Here is a 17860-nt window from a genome sequence, read left to right on the forward strand (position 1 = left end):
TCTACATCCTCGCCGGCCGCTACTTCGTGCGTGGCCTGATGGCGGGCGCAGTCAAAGGGTAACCCATGGCTTTCCTCGAAATCTCCGGCCTCAGAAAGCGCTTCGGCGCCGTCGACATCCTCAAGGGCATCGACCTCGAACTCGAAAAGGGCGGCTTCCTGGTGCTGGTCGGCCCGTCCGGCTGCGGCAAGTCGACCCTGCTCAACACCATTGCCGGGCTGGAGACGATCACCTCCGGCGAGATCCGGATCGATGGCCGCCCGGTCAACGGCCTGCATCCGTCCAAGCGCGACATCGCCATGGTGTTCCAGTCCTATGCGCTCTATCCGAACATGACGGTGGCGGGCAACATCGCCTTCGGCATGGAGATGCGCGGCGTGCCGCCACAAGAGCGCAAGCAGGCGATCGACAAGGTCGCCAAGGTGCTGCAGATCGGTCATCTGCTCGACCGCAAGCCGAGCCAGCTGTCGGGCGGCCAGCGCCAGCGCGTCGCCATGGGCCGGGCGCTGGTGCGCGATCCCAAGCTCTTCCTGTTCGACGAGCCGCTCTCCAACCTCGACGCCAAGCTGCGCGTCGACATGCGCATCGAGATCAAGCGGCTGCATCAGGCGACCGGCAAGACCATCGTCTACGTCACCCACGACCAGATCGAGGCGATGACGCTCGCAACCCGCATCGCCGTCATGAAGGACGGCATCGTCCAGCAGTTCGGAACGCCCGCCGAGATCTACAACAATCCCGCAAACATGTTCGTCGCCGACTTCATGGGATCACCGGCGATGAATTTGCTTTCCGGTACCGTCGAGAAAGATTCCAATGGTCTCGCCGTATCGCTGACGCGAGCCGGCGGCGATGCCATCAGGCTGCCTGTGGCGCCGGGGAGGGATGCGCTTGTCTCCCATGCCGGCAAGCAGATCGTCTTCGGCATCCGGCCGGAGGCGCTCACCGATCCGGAGGGCGCCGATCGGAATGCCCGCACCATCGCGGAAAGCGATTGCCTGATCGAAGTGGTGGAGCCTGCCGGTTCCGACACCTTCGCGGTGACGAAGCTCGGCGGCAAGGAGGTCGTTGCCCGTCTGCGGGCTGACGCGCGCATCAGCGCCGGCCAGACGGCGCGGCTCGCATTCAATCTCGACAAGGCGGTGTTCTTCGATCCTCAGACACAGGCCCGGATCGCGTGACGATTGGTACGAACATGAGCAGCGCACCAGACATCGTCATCATCGGCTCGGGAGTCGGCGGCGCCACGGTCGCCGCTGGCCTCGCCGCCACCGGCGCCCGGATATTGATCCTTGAGGCGGGCGACCACATCGCCGACCTTCCCGTCAATCGCGACCAGCGCGCAATCTTTCAGCGTGGCCATTTCCGGCCGAAGGAGACCTGGTACGAAGCGGACGGAAAGGGCTTCAACCCCGGCAACTACTACAATGTCGGCGGCAATTCGAAGTTCTACGGCGCTGTCCTGTCCCGCTACCGCAAAGAGGATTTCGGCGTCATCGAGCACCGGGAAGGCGTCTCGCCAGCCTGGCCCTTTCCCTATGAGGAATTGGAGCCCTGGTACTCGAAGGCCGAACGCCTCTACCATGTCCGCGGCAGCCTCGGCGAAGACCCGACCGAGCCGTATCACTCGGCTCCTTACGAATACCCGCCTGTTCCGGATGAGGCGCCGATTGCCGATGTCAGGGCCCGTCTCCAGGCGAAAGGCCTGCATCCCTCTTCCCTGCCGCTCGGCCTGGATCTCGATGCCTGGCTTTCGAAGGCGCGGACGCCATGGGACGCGCATCCGAATTCCCGGGATGGCAAGATGGATGCCGAAACCGCAGCACTGGCGGCGGCGCTGGAGCACGAAAACGTGCGGCTCGAAACCAATGCGCGCGTGACGAAGCTCGAGACGGCAGCGGCGAGCCGGATCGACCGCGTGACCTACGTCAGGAACGGCCAGACGCTGACCATCTCACCCGACATCGTGATCCTCTCGGCCGGCGCGGTCCAGTCGTCCGTGCTTCTCCTGCGCTCGAAAAACGACCGCTTCCCAAGGGGGCTGGCGAACTCTTCCGATCAGGTGGGCCGCAACTTCATGAACCACAATGCATCCGCGGTCATCGCGGTCTCGCCGAAGTTCAGGAACACCGCCGTCTACCAGAAGACCTTTGCCTTCAACGACTTCTATCTCTCCGACGGGGAGGGAGGACCGCCGCTCGGCAACGTGCAGCTCTTGGGCCGCATCTCCGAAAGGGTTCTCAAGGGCTCCCTGCCGCAAGCGCCGGAATGGCTCTTACGCTTCATCACGAACCATGCCATCGACTTCTATGCGATGAGCGAGGACGTGCCCAATCCCGAAAGCCGCGTCATGGTGGATGGAGACCGGATCGTCCTGCAGTGGCAGCGAACCAACTGGGACGCCCATCTCGCCCTTGTTGCCAAGCTGAAGGCGATTCTGAAATCGATCGGATTTCCGATCGTGCTGTCGAGGCCCTTCGACAAGCGCACGCCTTCCCATCAATGCGGAACGATCCGCATCGGCAACGACCCGGCGACCGCGCCGCTCGATCCCTACTGCCGTTCCTACGACCACGAGAACCTCTTCGTCGTCGATGCGGGGTTTCTGCCGACGTCGGCCGCGGTCAATCCTGCGCTCACCGTTGCCAGCCAGGCGCTCAGAGTGGCCGACCATATTGCATCGAAGGACTTGCAGGCGCGAGCCGATCCACTGGCGCGTGCCGGCCTCAAATAGGACAGTAAAATGGCATTCGACTACATCATCACGGGCGCCGGTCCTGCAGGATGCGTGCTTGCGAACCGTCTGAGTGAAGACCCTGATATCCGCGTTCTCCTGCTCGAAGCGGGCGGCGGCGACTGGAATCCGCTTTTTCACATGCCGGCCGGCTTCGCCAAGATGACCAAGGGCGTGGCCAGCTGGGGATGGGAAACCGTTCCCCAGAAGCATATGAAGGGCAGGGTGCTTCGCTATACGCAGGCGAAGGTCATCGGCGGCGGCTCGTCGATCAACGCGCAGCTCTATACCCGCGGAAACGCGGCGGATTACGATCTTTGGGCCCGCGAAGACGGCTGCGAGGGCTGGGATTACCGTTCGATCCTGCCCTATTTCAAACGCGCCGAAGACAACCAGCGTTTCGCTGACGACTATCATGCCTATGGCGGTCCGCTCGGCGTCTCCATGCCTGCCGCGCCGCTGCCGATCTGCGACGCCTATATCCGCGCGGGGCAGGAACTCGGTATTCCCTATAATCACGACTTCAACGGTCGACAGCAGGCCGGCGTCGGATTTTATCAGCTGACGCAGCGCAACCGCCGCCGTTCGTCGGCTTCGCTTGCCTATCTCTCGCCGATCAAGGACCGGAAGAACCTGACGGTGCGCACGGGCGCGCGGGTCGCGCGGATCATTGTCGAAGGAAGCCGTGCGACCGGCGTCGAGATCGCAACGTCAAACGGCTCGGAGATCGTGCGCGCCGAACGCGAGGTCTTGATCTCCTCAGGCGCGATCGGCTCGCCGAAGCTTCTTCTGCAATCCGGCATAGGGCCGGCCGATCATCTGACGTCGGTCGGCGTCAAGGTGGCGCACGATCTGCCTGGTGTCGGCGGCAACCTGCAGGATCACCTGGATCTTTTCGTCATCGCCGAATGCACCGGCGACCACACCTATGACGGCGTCGCAAAGCTCCACCGCACGCTTTGGGCCGGGATCCAATATGTCCTGTTCCGCACCGGCCCGGTCGCCTCGTCGCTCTTCGAGACCGGCGGCTTCTGGTACGCCGATCCTGATGCACGGTCTCCTGATATCCAATTCCACCTCGGTCTGGGCTCTGGCATCGAAGCGGGCGTTGAACGCCTCAAGAATGCCGGCGTGACACTCAATTCCGCCTATCTGCATCCGCGTTCGCGCGGCACGGTTCGGCTGTCGTCGTCCGACCCGGCTGCGGCACCACTGATCGATCCGAATTACTGGTCCGATCCCCACGACGTGAAGATGTCCCTGGAAGGGCTCAAGGTTGCGCGCGAGATCATGCAGCAGGCGGCGTTGAAACCCTTTGTCCTAGCCGAAAGGCTTCCCGGGCCGAAGGTCATCACCGACGAGCAGCTCTTCGACTACGGCTGCGCCAACGCCAAGACCGACCACCATCCGGTTGGCACCTGCAAGATGGGAACAGGGCCGGACGCGGTCGTTGGGCTCGATCTCAGGGTCCATGGCCTGGAAGGTCTCAGGGTCTGCGATTCCTCGGTCATGCCCCGCGTGCCCTCGTGCAACACCAATGCGCCGACGATCATGGTCGGCGAAAAGGGTTCCGATCTCATTCGGGGCCTGCCGCCGCTGCCTTCCGCCATCTTCGCCTACGAACGCAACGATACGAGGCCGCGCGCCCGTGCCGAAATCCGGTAAAGCCCTTTCGAGAGGAGTAACGACAATGTCTGAAGTGAGGGTTGCTGTGCTTGGCGCCTCGGGCTGGATGGGCAAGGTCCACACCATGGCCTACCAGACCTTTCCGCATTTCTTCGGCGTGTCCGATGGAACGGCGCGGATCGTGTCCCTTGTCGACGGCAATCCGAACGTCGCAAAGGACCTTGCCAGCAGGGCGCCGGGTGCAAAGATTCTGCAGGATTGGCACCCGGCCGTTGCCGATCCAGATGTCGACCTGGTCGACATCTGCCTGCCTGATCATCTTCATTATCCCGTGGCCAAGGCGGCCTTGCTGGCCGGCAAGCATGTCTATTGCGAAAAGCCCTTGGCAAATACCGCCGATGAGGCACGGGAGCTTGCCGATATTGCAAGAGAGAAGGGTGTCATCACCCGTGTGGGACATGCCTTTCCCCGCAACCCCGTTCATGATCTGGCGAAAGACATCATCCAGTCGGGCGAGATCGGCGAGATCAAGCTGTTTCGCGGCTGCCAGCACGTCGACATGTATGGTGATCCCATGGCGCCCTTCATGTGGCGTGCCGATGGAAAGCTCGCGCCGACGGGGATCGTTGGCGATACCGGTTCGCATATCTTCAGCTTCATGGATTTCCTGGTCGGCCGCGTCAGCTCCCTAATCGCCGACAATCTCATTGTCACCCCGCAGAGACCCGTTGTCGAAGGACTTGCCTATGGCGAGCAGGTGAAGCTTACGGGAAGCGAATCCTGGGCCGATATCACCAACCCTGACGCAACGAATGTGCTGTGCCGGTTCGAGAACGGCGCCGGAGGCATCGTCGATTTCAGCCGTGTGGCGACCGGCCGCAAGTTCATGCAGACCTATGAAGTTTACGGAACGAAAGGCAGCATCGCCTATGCCTATGACGAGATAAACCGGCTGCGCTTCTATTCGAATGACGATCGGACGGGACGGCGCGGCTTCCGGGAGATCGACGTAGGACCGGAGAATCCGACGTTCCGTGCTTTCCTTCCTCTGCCGAATTTCGGCATAGGCTACAACGAAAGCAAGATCATCGAGGTTGCCGAAGTCATCCGCTCGATTGTCGCCATGAAACCGATGTGGCCGACATTCGATACGGGCCACCACATCTGCCAGATCGTCGACGCCTGCATGGAATCCTCCCGGCAGAGACGCTGGATCGATATCCCGCTCAACTGATCGAGACGCGCCGATGACCATAGACGTTCCGCAGGACATTCTTGACGCGCTGACCGACGTCGACATGCCGCGGCTTCCTCCCGAGGCTGCGCCTTCGGAAGTAAGCCGGCTCGCCTGCGTCGAAGTGCCGGTCTATCGAGCCGGCTGCGTCGTCGTCGGATCGGGTGCGGCGGGTCTGCGCGCGGCGGTGGAAATGAAGCGGCGCGGCGATGATGTCGTCATCGTCAGCCAGAGCGCATGGGGTGGAACCTCGGCCTGCTCGGGATCGGACAAGCAGACCCTCCACACTGCAAACACGGCCGACCAGGGCGATAATTACAAGGCTATGGCCCGGGCCATCCGCAGTGGCGGCGCCATGGACGAGGATACGGCTTATGTCGAGGCGGTAGGCTCGTCCCGCATGATGGCATCGCTGCAGTTCCTGGGATTGCCGCTGCCGCAGGATCCGCTTGGCGGAACGCTGAGATATCAAACCGACCATGACGAGGTCGGCCGCGCCACGAGTTGTGGGCCACGCACCTCGCGGCTGATGGTCAAGGTGCTGGCCGAGGAGGTGATCCGGCTGGGCGTGCCGTTCTATAATCAGACCACAGCCGTCAAGATCCTCACCGAGGGCGATGGAGCGGGCCGTCACGTCGTCGGCATGCTCGCCATGCGCGCGGGCGACCGTACCGAGGAAAACCCGCTGGGCATCGCCCTCTTCGTCAGTGATGTGATCGTGCTTGCGGCCGGCGGACCGGGCGAGCTTTATCGTGACAGCGTCTATCCAAACGGCTGTTTCGGCTCGCTGGGGCTCGCCCTGGAGGCGGGCGTCGAGCTCGTGAACCTGACCGAAAGCCAGTTCGGCATTGGAACCCGGAGGGAAGGGTTCCCATGGAATCTCTCCGGCACCTATGTCCAGGCGATCCCGCATATCTATTCGGTCGATGCCGAAGGCGGAGAACACCATTTTCTGGCCGAATACTATCGCAGCACGCAGGAGCTGGCGTCGAACGTCTTTCGCAAAGGCTACCAATGGCCTTTTCACGCGACGCGCATGCTCGATTTCGGATCGAGCCTGGTCGACCTCGCCATCTACCGCGAGACCGCCGCCGGCCGACGCGTCTTCATGGATTTCAACCGCAACCCGCTGCCGGTGCCGGGCGACCTGCCGTTCGGCCTGGAAAGGCTGGACGAAGACGTCCGAGCCTATCTCGGCAAAGCCGGCGCGAGCCAGGCCATGCCGATCGACCGGCTGAAGCATATGAACCCGCTCTCGATCGAGCTCTATCGCCGCTACAAAATCGATATCGCCGAGGAGCCGCTGGAATTTGCGGTCAACAACCAGCACATGAACGGCGGCATTATGGTCGACACCTGGGGCCGCAGCAATGTCGGGGGCTGTTACGCGATCGGGGAGGCGGCAGGCACGCATGGCGTGACGAGGCCCGGTGGGGCGGCGCTGAATGCCGGGCAGGTGTTCGGCACGCGGGCGGCCGAGCACATCAGCGCGAGCGGCAGGGCGAAGCGGGCCGCGGCAGAGGATATAACAGCGATCGCGGAGGTCGGTATCGGCAGCCTTCTGGGCGCTCTCCGCGCCGAGAGCCCGCTGACCGCCAAATCGCTCCGCGCGGAAATCCAGGCGCGCATGAGCGAGAAGGCGGGCATCCTCTGCGATCAGGAAAGCGTCAGCGGGGCTTTGATCGAAGCACGCGAGTTGAATGCTGAAATCCGCAAGAAAGGCGTCGCCTACAGCCGCGGCGCGGAAGCGGTTCGAGCCGTGCAATGGCGGCATATGGCGCTGGCATCGGAAGCTGTGCTCAGCGCGCTCGACTTCTTCATCCGCAATGGCGGCGGCAGCCGCGGTGCGCGGGCGATATGCGACGTGCAGGGCGAATCCCTTCCGCTGGCGCGCTCTGGTCCGCTGCAGGACTACCGCTTCCGGAAGGAACGCCCGGCGCATCGGGAAGAGCAGATCGTCGTTCGGCTGGATGGGGATCAAATCGGGCTTTCGACCCGTGTGAACCGCACCTTTGATGAAAACGCCAGATCCTTCTTCGAGCGTGACTGGCCGGCCTGGTTGACTGGCCGCATCTACGATCTTGATGGATGAATGCCGTCTGCCGATCAATCGGGATTAGGAACCGGCGGCGGAACCCGGACGCGTTCGGTGTCGTCGGAACCTTCGGCGACGGCTTCCTCGCTTTTGCGCACATGCCTCGGCGGATCCTTTCCCTCAACGGGCTTCGGTGACAACTGGTCGTCGGCCTGGATCTCGTCGGTGTTCAGGTAGTTCTTGCTCTCATCCATGGCGGTCACTTCCGGTTGGAGAACTGCGGGGCAGGGATGCGGCCCTTCGGATCGGCGCGACCTGTGTGAGGGTCGGCCTCGGTGGCCCCGTCGCCCGCCTGGCGGCTATTACCCATATTGATCGGCGGCTTGCGCTGGTCGTCGATATTGGTTTCAGGCAGCTCGTCGTCCTGGGTGTCCTCATTCAATGACTTCGGCGGAATCTTTGCAGACTCGGGGATGGAATTGATAGGCATCGGCAATCTCCTTTCATGCGTAACTCCAGCCGCCATCGTGGGTTCCCTGTCTCCCTCGTTGTCGGCGGCAGCGCAGCTCACAGGCCTTCAGCTCCGGAAACGTCGAGCTCGATCATGACGGGCGCGTGGTCGCTCGTATGGTCCCAACCCCGCGGCTTTCTCCGGACGCTTGCCGATCGGAGCCAGGGTGCGACTGTCGGGCTGAGCAGGAAGTGGTCGATCCGGAGCCCGGCGTCGCGTTCGAAGCTGTTGCGCCAATATTTCCAGAACGTGTAGATGCGTTCGCCCGGGTGCAGGTGCCTGACGGCGTCGGTCCAGCCCTGGGCGACGAGACGAGCATAGGCCTTGCGGACTTCCGGCCTGAAAAGGGCATCGTCCAGCCAGCGCTCCGGCTTGTAGACGTCGATCTCCGTCGGCATGACGTTGAAGTCGCCGGCGAGAATCGCCGGCACGCCAAGGTCGAGGAGTTCGGCGGCATAGCTGTCGAGGCGGCGGAACCAGCGGAGCTTGTAGTCGAATTTCGCGCTCGGGAACGGATTGCCGTTGGGAAGATACAGGCACCCGATCACGACGCCGTCGATAACGGCTTCGATATAGCGGCTGTGGGTGTCGTCGGGATCGCCGGGAAGCCCGCGCCGTGTCAGGATCGGTGTCTGGCCTCTTGCAAGGATGGCGACCCCGTTCCAGGATCGCTGTCCGTGCCAGACGGCGCCGTAGCCGGCCCGCTCGATCTCATTGCGCGGAAATCTGGCGTCGTCCGTCTTCAATTCCTGGAGGCAGACGATATCGGGAGTATCCTCCTTGAGCCAGCGCAGCAGGATGTTGAGGCGGCCGTTGATCCCGTTGACATTGTATGTCGCGATCCTCATGTGACCCCCGCCGGTCGACGCCTTGCCCCGCGCTCTAAAAACGCTCCTGAGTTTCTTCCTCCGGAAGCCCGCCCCCGCAATCGGCCCAATCCAGGCGGCTTTCCACGCCGTAATGCCCGGCCGGCCGGATCTTCTCCGGCGTGTCGAGGGAACCGACCGTCACCCGGATCAGTTCGTCGCCGTCATACTGGAGATAGAGCGGCGTTCCGCATTTGCCGCAGAAACCGCGGGTCGCGATCGGCGAAGATCGATAGGAGGCCGGCGCGCCCTGTGTCCAGACAAGATCGGCGATCCTGGCTTGGACGAGCACCGCGAAGGGACCGCCGGTCGCCTTTTTGCACATGTCGCAGTGGCAGTATCCCGAGTGCGGCGGCTCGCCTGCGAATTCGTATCGGCAGGCGCCGCACAGGCAGCCGCCGGTCCAATGCATCGCCGTAGCCGACATTACCGCGTCGCGCCGAAGACGAAGGCGATGCCGGCAACGATCGCGACCGCCGTCAGCGGCTGCTCGCGGATCCTGTCTTCGATGTCGCGCACGACGCTGCGCGCTTCAGCCTTTGCCACGCGGGCGGTTCCCGAAGCCAGCTCTGAAGCAGATTCTGCTATCCGCCCAGCTTCCTTTCGAAGCGCGCGCATCTCCTGATGATCGGTTTTGAAACCGTCGGAGGAGCCATCGGTCTCGCCGGTGGAGCGCAAAGCTTGATCCACGAGCGGGAATTCCTCGTCGAGCTGAGAGAGATCCGGCTCCCGAGCCACGCGCTCAACAGCCTCGGTGTCGGCGCGGCCGGCGGGTATGGATGTGTGAGTGGCCGACACCGGGTCGGACGCCGGAAAAGTGGCCTCGATTCCTCTATCGAGCTCGCCTTTTCGAGCCCGGCTCCGCTGCTCCGCCTGTTCCTTGCGCAGGGATTGGACTGCCGGAGATTCGTTGGGATTTGCCATCAGGGATTCCTCCATTGTTCTTCGACAATGAAAGCGACGACGAGGAAAGAAGTTCCGGAAGAATGCATTTTCGCCTTCGACGATAACGGCTATCGGAGGGGTGGCCGAAGTGCCCGCACGCTGTCCATCGTCGCCAGCATATCCGGCGGTTTTTGCCGGCTTGGGGGCTCTCCATGAGGCAAACCAGACCAAAGTCTTGCAATGTTTGGCACTTAGGTCCGGTTGCATTCGATGCTAAAAAAAACGAAAATATAGAGAGTTGTAATAAGGCTGAGTACGCATGAGTGAGGCTGTGTGACTAGTATCTCGAAACGCGATTTTCTGAGATTGAGCGGCGGCGCTGCCGTCGCCCTCGTGGCTGCCGCATCTCCAGCGACACTGAATCTTACCGGCTTTCTTCCTGTCGTGACAACGAAACGCGCCGAAGCAAAGGACGGCAATGGCGGCGGCAACGGCAACGGCGGAGGAAACGGCGGCGGTAACGGCGGGGGGAATGGCAACGGCGGAGGCGGCGGCAACGGCAACGGCAACGGAGGAGGGAGCGGAAGCGGCAGTTCCGGCAGCAGCAGCGGAAACTCCGGATCTTCGTCCTCGTCGAAAGGATCGTCAGCAGCGAGAGCTACCGAGGATTCCGATGGTTCGATCGATGTTCGTCATGCGAACGGTATCACCGAAACCCTCCAGAGCGGCCGCTACACCATGAAGGACTCGAAAGGCAGGACGATCATAAGCCGGCAGGCAACCACTAACGATGCTAGGCGACTGAGCCGCTTCTTCCGCTAAGGCAACTCCGGCTCTAGTTCTGTTCACGCCACCGCAGGGCCGCTTCGGTCCTGTTTGTGACGCCGAGCTTGCTCAGAATTTGTGTCATATGGTGTTTCACCGTTTTTTCCTGCAGATCCAGACGCAAGCCGATATGCTTGTTCGACAAGCCTTGCGCGACCAGATCCATCACCTCGCGTTCCCGCGGCGTCAGGCTGTTTTTTTCGGAGGGTTCGATCTTTAACGACTTCTCCATGACCTTTGCTGACATCGTCGGCGAAATATATCGCGCTCCGCCCATGATGGTCTGGATCGCCTCGGCGAGACCGCGAGACCCGACGCCTTTGAGAACATAGCCCTTCGCGCCGCGTTGCAGAGCGCCGACCAGCGTGTCCACCTCCTCCGACACTGTCAGCATGAGCACCTTCGTCGAGGGGCTGCGCGTCAGGACGTGGCCGATCGCAGACAGTCCGCCGCCAGGCATCGAGACGTCGAGAAGCATGACATCGGGGCGGTTATTCGCCGCGATCATCGCCGCGTCATCGCTGCTGGCGCCTTCACCCACGACGACGAAGTCGCTGATCTCGGACAAGCTGCGCGTTACGCCCTCGCGAAAAAGCGGGTGGTCGTCCACGACGCCGATTGTGATTGATGCCATTTTTAATCTCCCACTTCCATAGGCTCGAAGATCATGGTCACGGTCGTCCCTCCTTCGCCTGTCTTCACGTCGAAGGACCCTCCAAGACTGTCGATCCTCTCCCGAAGTCCTACGAGGCCAAGGCTTGACGGCCTTACCTCGTTCGGGTCGAAGCCGTCGCCGCGATCGCTGACCTCGACGCGAACGTGACCATTGCGCGAGACCGCCTTGACAGCCTGCTGAATGCCGCCGCCGTGACGATAGGCGTTGTTCAAGGCTTCCTGGACGAAGCGATAGATACAGATCTTCACGGCGGTAGCAAGTTCGGGTCCATCCTCATCGACATCAGTCTCGACGTGGGTTTCCGTCTTGTGCTGATGAACTTCGACGACCCGGGTGACGATTTCGGTGATCGAGGATTTCTCGATCTGCGGCAGCACCAGCCCGCTGCAGATATTGCGGATCTCCGTCATTGCCTCGGCAAGGCTGGAGCGGATCCAGGCAAGCTCTTTTTCCCGCGCCTCGGGCTGGGTGGAGGCGTTGACCAGCAAGTCGCTGTCGAGGCGCAGCGAGGCATAGGCGATATGCTGGGCCGGACCGTCGTGCAGGTCGGCGCCGATGCTGCGCAGATAGGTTTCGTTGAGCGCCGCCGCCCGCTGGGAAGCGCGCTGCAGCCGCCGCTGAAGCCCGCGATTCTCCGCCAGCAGCGCCGACAGTTCCTGGACCCGTCCTCTCAAATCCTTGCGCTGCGCCTCGATCATGCGGCTGCTGCGAAACACCAATATAGAGAGAACAAGGAAAAAGACTGCCGTGAGGGTGGCAACGGCGGCCCAGCTCCGGAGCCTGGCGTGCGCCAGGCTGTCGCCGAGCCCTTCCGCCGTCTCGTAGAATTCGAGTACGGCGACAGCCTGGCCGGACCAGGGCTGGAGCACGGGGTTATAGATTTCCATCAGCGGCTTGCCGAGTGCGCGCTCCTTGCTGCTTTCCGGATCGTCGGCGATCTCGTAGCGCGCGACGAGGGATCCCGCGAACGCCCTTTGAAGCTTGTCATTGACCGGAAACTTTTTCCCCATCAGCTCCTTTTCGTTCGAATAGAGGATGGTGCCGTCGCTTCTCCAAAGCTTGAACGAAACGAGGCGCTTGCCGAGCGCCCCTTGGCCGAGCGTCTCGTCGAGCGCCTGAGCGCTGACTTCGTCCAGCATGGATTCCTTCTGCATGTCGGGAAGCAGCGGCGCGACCACGCTATCCACGTACAGCGCCGTCGCCGCGCCGGAATTATGGATGACGGCCTCCTCGATGAGGTGAGTGACGAAAATGCCGACCAGCACCGTGGCGGCAATCGAGATCAGCCCACCCGTAATGAAGAACTGGGAGGCGAGGGAGCGGGCATTCCAGCGGCGAAGCCAATTCATTTTGATACCGGCCAGGATTTTCCGCTAAACTATCGCGTCTTTAGAGTTTTCCAAACAGTGTCATGGGATATTTCTGGTATCGAAGACATCGGCGCCTTTGACGCTTTCGGTCAATTGGCCGGTATCGCCCGACATGGCTGCGCCGAAGACATAAAGAAGGGCGGCAAGAACGATAACGAGGGCGATGACGGACGCGCTCCAGGCATTGTTCACTCTGGATCTGCTGCTCTGAGCCATATCAGGATCTCCTTCGGTCTGTTTCGAAAACGGAGCCAATCGTTGCGCGTTCCACGCGATGGACTTCGGTCGGGCAGCGGTAGGACCATGGTCTGAGCCCTGTGGACATCAGCAGATCCAGGCATATTTCAAGTCGAATGAGCTGAGTTTGGAGGCCTCTGAGTGACGATCTCCGCAGATATCGAATATGACGCCGGCGTCGCGCCCGCCGCGTCTTCCGCGCCGTTCGGAGAAGGGGTTGCCGACCTTTACGAGAGCCTCCTCGTGCCGATACTTTTCGAGCCTTATGCATTGGAGCTGGCGACGATTGCCGAACGGTTGAAGCCGACCAGCGTTCTCGAGGTCGCGGCGGGGACCGGCGCTCTGACGCGGGCTCTGCGGGCAAGGCTCGATCCGGCAGCGGAGATCGTGGCGACGGACCTGAGCCAAGCCATGATCGACGTCGGCGCGCCGACGCTGACGATGTCGAGAACGCACTGGATGCATGCGGATGCCCAGGATCTCCCCTTCGCACCCCAGATGTTCGATCTTGTCGTCTGCCAGTTCGGCGTGATGTTTTTTCCGGACAAGCCGAAGGCGTATGGCGAGGCCGCAAGAGTGCTGCGCAGCGGAGGCCATTTTCTATTCGCGACGTGGGATTCAATCGCAGCCAACGATTTCGGAAGATGCGTGGACGAATGTCTCGCAAATCTCTTCCCGTCCGATCCGCCGGACTTTCTGAGGCGCCTGCCATATTCCTATTTCGAACCTCGTTCGATCAAGGCGCAGGTGTCTTCGGCAGGGTTTGACGCAGTATCCTGCGATCGGGTCGAGCTGACCTCCATCGCAGCCGCCCATGATGTGGCTGCTGCCTTTTGCCTGGGCTCTCCGCTCAGGGCGGAAATCGAAGGGCGGGCGCCGGGGCGCATCGGCGAGATCGTCGATACGGTCGCCGCGCAGGTGGAATCGCGATACGGGGTTCGGCCATGCGGCGGCATGAGCGCCTTCGTGGTCGTCGGCCGTATTGCATAACGGTGGCTGCGTACGCCCGCGTACCAATCAGCGATACCGAAAATCCACGCTCTTTCTTATAATTATTCTTAATTCGAACATGGTTCACTCAGGCGAAATCTGGGGTGATCATTTCATGTCGATAATATTCCGACTTTTGTTCGCGGCGTCGATCTTGCTGACGACAGCCGCATTCGCGGCTGCCGATGACTGGCGGGTGGTCAAGGCGACTACTCAAGCAAAATATACTGTCGATAGGGCGAACTGGCTGGATCTACACGCCGGCGAGGTGGTCCCGAACCGGGCATGGGTGTCGACTGGTCCGCGCGGGCGCCTTCAACTTGCCAGGGGCGTCGAGAGCATCACATTCCAGCCGAATACACTCGCCTCGATAACCACCAGCGGGGTCATGGCGAGGAAGACCGAGGTCGTCCAGCAGGTCGGATCTCTGGATCTTGAAATCGAGAAGCGCAGCCAGCCTCATACGACGGTGCAGACGCCCTACCTCGCGGCCGTCGTAAAAGGAACCGTCTTCCACGTAACCGTTGGCAAGACGAAGGCGTCTGTCTCCGTTGATCGTGGGCTGGTCCAGGTCACTTCATTCGCAAGCGGCCAATTGTCGAATGTCGGGCCGCGCCAGAGCGCGACCGTCGACAACAAGGCGGGCATGACGGTGAGGGGCGAGCTGTCCAAACCGAAAATCACCTCGGTTGCTCCATCGGTCGCCAAGGTTCCGGCCGTCGCCACCACCAAGCTTGCCGGCGCAGTCGAAGCATCCGCAGCCAAGAATACACCTTCGGCAGCAGCCAAGAACACCAACTCCAGCAAGGCCGGCGTGGGCGGAAACGGCAAGGGGAGTGGAAGCAGCAGCAATGGCACGGGCGGAAACGGCAACAGCGGCAGCAACGGTAATGGTAACAGCGGGAAGGGCGACAGCAATAGCGGCGGCAAAAGTAACAGCAGTTCCAGCGGTCACGGTAACAGTGGGAAGGGCGATAACGATAGCGGCGGCAGTTCCAGCGGCCACGGCAACAACGGGAAGGGCGACAACAATAGCGGCGGCAAGGGTAAGGACTCAGGCGGAAGCGGTAAAGGCAAGGACAAGTGAAAGTCATCGCTAAGGCGGCTGGAGATTATCTCTCCGGTAGTATCAGCACCGTCACGCTTCGTATTTTGCTTATCGCCGCAATGCTGGCGCTGCCGCTGGCCGGGGCTGATGTCCTTCGGGGAGTGAACAACAGCCTATTTGCCAAGCGGTTCGAATGGGCGCCCCGCCAGGCCACCGGCAACATCGTCTTCGTTGCCATCGACAAGCATTCCCTCGACGCCGTCGGAACGTGGCCGTGGCCGCGGAGCACCTATGCGACACTGCTCGACAAGCTGGTCGCGTCGGGCGCCCGGGATATCTTCCTCGACATCGATTTCAGCGCATCTTCCAGCAAGCAGGAGGACGATCTCCTCGCATCGGCGCTGGAAAGGTCGGGAGGCGGCGTTCTCTTGCCGGTGTTCCGGCAGCAGGAGGCGGCGTCATCGTCTGAGACGGCGGTGACAAAGCCGATTCCGAAGTTCCTGCGAAATGCCTGGCCGGTATTTGCCAATGTCGCGATGGATGCGGACGGGTTCATTCGCCGCTTCGATCTGGGAGGTCAGGTTGATGGCAATCCCATCCAGTCCGCGGCTGCCGCGCTCGGCAGGATCGACGGCGGCGCCGGTTCTTTGCTGATCGACTACTCGATCAGGCCCGACACCGTTCCGACCTTCTCCCTGTCCGGCGTGCTTGATGGAACCGTCCCGGCCGATGCGATCAAGGACCGCTCTGTCGTGGTGGGAGCATCTGCGGCTGAGCTGAAGGACATTTTCGCCGTGCCCGTGCATGGAGCGATTGCCGGTCCGCTCATTCACGTGCTCGCTGCCGAAACGCTGCTTCAGAACCGCTTTCTCAGGACATTTGATCAGGCGCCGCTGGAGCTTCTGTTTGCAGCCCTGCTCATTCTCGGCGTGATCTGCACCCGTTCGGCCGGAATGATCACGCTCGTGGCGGCCGGACTGGCCATCGCCGTGACCGGCGAGGTCGCCGCATTCCAGCTGCAATGGCGATACGGCCTCCTTATCGGAACCGCGGTTCTGTGGTCGATGCTGTTGCTCGCCTGGATGCTTGCCCTCAACGAGCGTATCGACCTTGGCCGGATGCTGGTGGCCATGGCCAATACGGAGGCGCGCAATACAAGGCGTCTTATGAAACGGATTATCGCCGACAGTTCGGACGGCGTCGTCGCTTTCGACGGTGATCTGAGGATCGTCGAGGCGAGCCAATCCGCCAAGGCGCTGCTGCAAGCCGATGTCGGCATGTCTCTTCTCGGTGACGCTGGCGCCGCCATCACCGACGCTGTGCGCAGGCTCATTTCCGAACACGAGGCTGAGCCGGACAAGGTGCACACGGCCGGCGTGGAGTTCTCCAGCAGCAGAAGCTCGGAGCCCGCTCACTACGAAGCCTCGATCACGGTCTCGCCGCTCGAACAGCCGAATGCGCGTCGGACAACAGCGCGCTCGCGATTTGCCGGTTGGCTGATCATAAGGGATGTCACCGCACGGCGTGACTATGAAGAGCGGTTGCAGAGATTGTCCGAGCTGGACGAACTCACCGGGCTGCTCAATCGTCGGGAATTCGCCTCCCGGCTAGCCACTCTTCAGGGCGAGATCCTCGTCTGCGTGCTGGATATCGAGCGTTTCTCCTCGCTGTGCGCCACGCTTGGGCGCGACGCGGGGGACGAGCTTATCGAGGCCGTAGCGGCGAGATTGGAAAATGCCTTCGCCGGCGATCTGCTGGCGCGGCTGGATGGCGATCATTTTGGCATTGCCATCCCCGCGACCGGCGCACGTCCGATCGAAGACTTTGCGGATGCTCTTTTGCAGCTGTTCGGAAAACCTGTCCTGATCCGAGACGTTGCCGTGCCGATCTCCGTCCACCTTGGAATAGCGCGCTCGGGAGACGCTGCTCCAGGCGCTCTTCCGGGCGCTGCGCAATCGGCGCTGGATGCTGCCAAGGCGGCGCCTGGCCGGCGATGGTCATCCTTCGATCCCTCCACCGCCGTTCGCCAGGCACGCTCTCGCCGGCTGGAGCGGGACATGCATGAGGCTCTACGCAGGCGCCAGTTCTTTCTGCTGTTCCAGCCGCAGGTCGAACTTGCCGATGGCCGTCTTATCGGCGCGGAAGCCTTGATCCGGTGGAACCATCCGGAGTTCGGATTGATATCTCCGGCGGAGTTCATACCGATCGCCGAATCCTCCGGCCTCATTTGCGATATCGGCCGCTGGACGCTGATCGAAGCCTGCACTGAGGCGGCGGTCTGGCCTGACGGACTCAGCGTCTCCGTCAATGTCTCGGCGCTTCAATTCGAGCGCTCCGACCTGGAGGCCGACGTGAGCGCCGCGCTCTCCTCGAGCGGGCTTCCTCCTTCGCGATTGTGCATCGAGTTGACGGAATCCGCCTTTATCGACCAAGGCGGGCCTGCGATCGCAAAAATGCGCGCCCTGCGCGAGCGAGGGGTCGTCATTGCCTTGGACGACTTCGGCACCGGTTACTCCTCGATGAGCTATCTGGCCGATCTTCCCCTCGACAAGCTCAAGATCGATCAGTCCTTCGTGAGGCGGATGAGCGGCAATACGGGCGCCTTCGAGATCGTGCGGGCGATCATTTCCCTGGCGCACGGCCTGAACCTGCAAGTTGTCGCCGAAGGCATCGAAAGCGAGCCGGAGGCCGAAGCGCTGCGTCGCCTCGGATGCAGGATGGGGCAGGGCTATCTCTTCGGGAGACCGGGCGAGCCCGTTGCCATGCTGACCAGATGGGGCGAAGAAAAGCTTTTATCCGCCGGGAGATGACAGCTTGGAAGCG

17 protein-coding genes are annotated in these 17860 nt (G+C 62.0%); 9 read left to right on the forward strand and 8 right to left on the reverse strand.

The annotated features are described in order from the left end of the window. Positions 1–65 precede the first annotated feature (65 nt). Genes ATY76_RS13145 through ATY76_RS13165 form a run of 5 tightly spaced genes read left to right on the forward strand, consistent with a single transcriptional unit; the run spans position 66 to position 7686 of the window. Complete coding sequence (locus tag ATY76_RS13145; RefSeq protein ID WP_088675195.1) at positions 66–1181, forward strand: ABC transporter ATP-binding protein; 1116 nt, start codon at positions 66–68, stop codon at positions 1179–1181. Positions 1182–1195: 14 nt separating this feature from the next. Further along, complete coding sequence (locus ATY76_RS13150) at positions 1196–2734, forward strand: GMC family oxidoreductase (protein WP_088675196.1); 1539 nt, start codon at positions 1196–1198, stop codon at positions 2732–2734. Positions 2735–2743: 9 nt separating this feature from the next. Continuing rightward, the gene (locus ATY76_RS13155; protein ID WP_088675197.1) at positions 2744–4399 is read left to right on the forward strand and encodes a GMC family oxidoreductase N-terminal domain-containing protein; all 1656 of its coding nucleotides are present in this window, start codon (positions 2744–2746) and stop codon (positions 4397–4399) included. Positions 4400–4424: 25 nt separating this feature from the next. Then, positions 4425–5594, forward strand: coding sequence for a Gfo/Idh/MocA family oxidoreductase (locus ATY76_RS13160; protein WP_088675198.1), 1170 nt, complete (start codon positions 4425–4427; stop codon positions 5592–5594). A gap of 13 nt (positions 5595–5607) precedes the next feature. Next, on the forward strand, positions 5608–7686 hold the full coding sequence (locus ATY76_RS13165; RefSeq protein WP_088675199.1) for an FAD-binding protein: 2079 nt from the start codon (positions 5608–5610) through the stop codon (positions 7684–7686). A gap of 14 nt (positions 7687–7700) precedes the next feature. Here the strand turns inward: ATY76_RS13165 and ATY76_RS13170 are convergent, their stop codons facing one another. The 5 genes from ATY76_RS13170 to ATY76_RS13190 form a co-directional block, all read right to left on the reverse strand. Beyond that, positions 7701–7883, reverse strand: coding sequence for a hypothetical protein (locus tag ATY76_RS13170; RefSeq protein ID WP_088675200.1), 183 nt, complete (start codon positions 7881–7883; stop codon positions 7701–7703). A gap of 5 nt (positions 7884–7888) precedes the next feature. Further along, the gene (locus ATY76_RS13175) at positions 7889–8119 is read right to left on the reverse strand and encodes a hypothetical protein (protein ID WP_088675201.1); all 231 of its coding nucleotides are present in this window, start codon (positions 8117–8119) and stop codon (positions 7889–7891) included. 77 nt (positions 8120–8196) lie between these two features. Beyond that, on the reverse strand, positions 8197–8988 hold the full coding sequence (gene xth / locus ATY76_RS13180; RefSeq protein ID WP_088675202.1) for an exodeoxyribonuclease III: 792 nt from the start codon (positions 8986–8988) through the stop codon (positions 8197–8199). Between the two features lie 34 nt (positions 8989–9022). Next, positions 9023–9433 carry a GFA family protein gene (locus ATY76_RS13185; protein ID WP_245309852.1) on the reverse strand — a complete coding sequence of 137 codons (411 nt, stop codon included), beginning with the start codon at positions 9431–9433 and terminating at the stop codon, positions 9023–9025. Then, a complete protein-coding gene (locus tag ATY76_RS13190; RefSeq protein WP_088675330.1) occupies positions 9433–9930 on the reverse strand; it encodes a DUF883 family protein in 498 nt (165 codons plus the stop codon). Before ATY76_RS13190 ends, ATY76_RS13185 begins: the two co-directional genes overlap by 1 nt. Before the next feature lie 327 nt (positions 9931–10257). On the opposite strand from ATY76_RS13190, the gene ATY76_RS13195 reads away from it, so the two are divergent. Further along, positions 10258–10713: a hypothetical protein gene (locus ATY76_RS13195; protein ID WP_245309854.1), complete on the forward strand. Its 456-nt coding sequence runs from the start codon at positions 10258–10260 to the stop codon at positions 10711–10713. A gap of 13 nt (positions 10714–10726) precedes the next feature. Here the strand turns inward: ATY76_RS13195 and ATY76_RS13200 are convergent, their stop codons facing one another. The 3 genes from ATY76_RS13200 to ATY76_RS33695 are packed head-to-tail and all read right to left on the reverse strand — an operon-like array spanning position 10727 to position 12978. Further along, positions 10727–11350, reverse strand: coding sequence for a response regulator transcription factor (locus ATY76_RS13200; RefSeq protein ID WP_088675204.1), 624 nt, complete (start codon positions 11348–11350; stop codon positions 10727–10729). A gap of 2 nt (positions 11351–11352) precedes the next feature. After that, entirely contained in the window at positions 11353–12741 is a 1389-nt protein-coding gene (locus tag ATY76_RS13205; protein WP_088675205.1) for a sensor histidine kinase, read from the reverse strand. 60 nt (positions 12742–12801) lie between these two features. Then, positions 12802–12978, reverse strand: coding sequence for a hypothetical protein (locus ATY76_RS33695; protein WP_190233643.1), 177 nt, complete (start codon positions 12976–12978; stop codon positions 12802–12804). Positions 12979–13140: 162 nt separating this feature from the next. Here ATY76_RS33695 and ATY76_RS13210 point away from each other — a divergent pair, with 162 nt between their 5' ends. The 3 genes from ATY76_RS13210 (at position 13141) to ATY76_RS13220 (ending at position 17847) form a co-directional block, all read left to right on the forward strand. Then, on the forward strand, positions 13141–13989 hold the full coding sequence (locus ATY76_RS13210; protein WP_088675206.1) for a methyltransferase domain-containing protein: 849 nt from the start codon (positions 13141–13143) through the stop codon (positions 13987–13989). Between the two features lie 115 nt (positions 13990–14104). After that, on the forward strand, positions 14105–15076 hold the full coding sequence (locus tag ATY76_RS13215; RefSeq protein ID WP_088675207.1) for a FecR domain-containing protein: 972 nt from the start codon (positions 14105–14107) through the stop codon (positions 15074–15076). Next, a complete protein-coding gene (locus ATY76_RS13220) occupies positions 15073–17847 on the forward strand; it encodes an EAL domain-containing protein (RefSeq protein WP_088675208.1) in 2775 nt (924 codons plus the stop codon). The genes ATY76_RS13215 and ATY76_RS13220 overlap by 4 nt, the downstream gene beginning before the upstream one ends. Positions 17848–17860: the final 13 nt, after the last annotated feature.

Origin of the sequence: Rhizobium sp. R339 (assembly GCF_002211395.1) — a bacterium.
GTDB lineage: Bacteria > Pseudomonadota > Alphaproteobacteria > Rhizobiales > Rhizobiaceae > Rhizobium.

Coding starts and splice junctions, on each gene's coding strand:
- ATY76_RS13145 (WP_088675195.1), top strand. CDS start 66: ATGGCTTTCCTCGAAATCTCCGGCCTCAGAAAGCGCTTCGGCGCCGTC.
- ATY76_RS13150 (WP_088675196.1), top strand. CDS start 1,196: ATGAGCAGCGCACCAGACATCGTCATCATCGGCTCGGGAGTCGGCGGC.
- ATY76_RS13155 (WP_088675197.1), top strand. CDS start 2,744: ATGGCATTCGACTACATCATCACGGGCGCCGGTCCTGCAGGATGCGTG.
- ATY76_RS13160 (WP_088675198.1), top strand. CDS start 4,425: ATGTCTGAAGTGAGGGTTGCTGTGCTTGGCGCCTCGGGCTGGATGGGC.
- ATY76_RS13165 (WP_088675199.1), top strand. CDS start 5,608: ATGACCATAGACGTTCCGCAGGACATTCTTGACGCGCTGACCGACGTC.
- ATY76_RS13170 (WP_088675200.1), bottom strand. CDS start 7,883: ATGGATGAGAGCAAGAACTACCTGAACACCGACGAGATCCAGGCCGAC.
- ATY76_RS13175 (WP_088675201.1), bottom strand. CDS start 8,119: ATGCCTATCAATTCCATCCCCGAGTCTGCAAAGATTCCGCCGAAGTCA.
- xth (WP_088675202.1), bottom strand. CDS start 8,988: ATGAGGATCGCGACATACAATGTCAACGGGATCAACGGCCGCCTCAAC.
- ATY76_RS13185 (WP_245309852.1), bottom strand. CDS start 9,433: ATGTCGGCTACGGCGATGCATTGGACCGGCGGCTGCCTGTGCGGCGCC.
- ATY76_RS13190 (WP_088675330.1), bottom strand. CDS start 9,930: ATGGCAAATCCCAACGAATCTCCGGCAGTCCAATCCCTGCGCAAGGAA.
- ATY76_RS13200 (WP_088675204.1), bottom strand. CDS start 11,350: ATGGCATCAATCACAATCGGCGTCGTGGACGACCACCCGCTTTTTCGC.
- ATY76_RS13205 (WP_088675205.1), bottom strand. CDS start 12,741: ATGAATTGGCTTCGCCGCTGGAATGCCCGCTCCCTCGCCTCCCAGTTC.
- ATY76_RS33695 (WP_190233643.1), bottom strand. CDS start 12,978: ATGGCTCAGAGCAGCAGATCCAGAGTGAACAATGCCTGGAGCGCGTCC.
- ATY76_RS13215 (WP_088675207.1), top strand. CDS start 14,105: ATGTCGATAATATTCCGACTTTTGTTCGCGGCGTCGATCTTGCTGACG.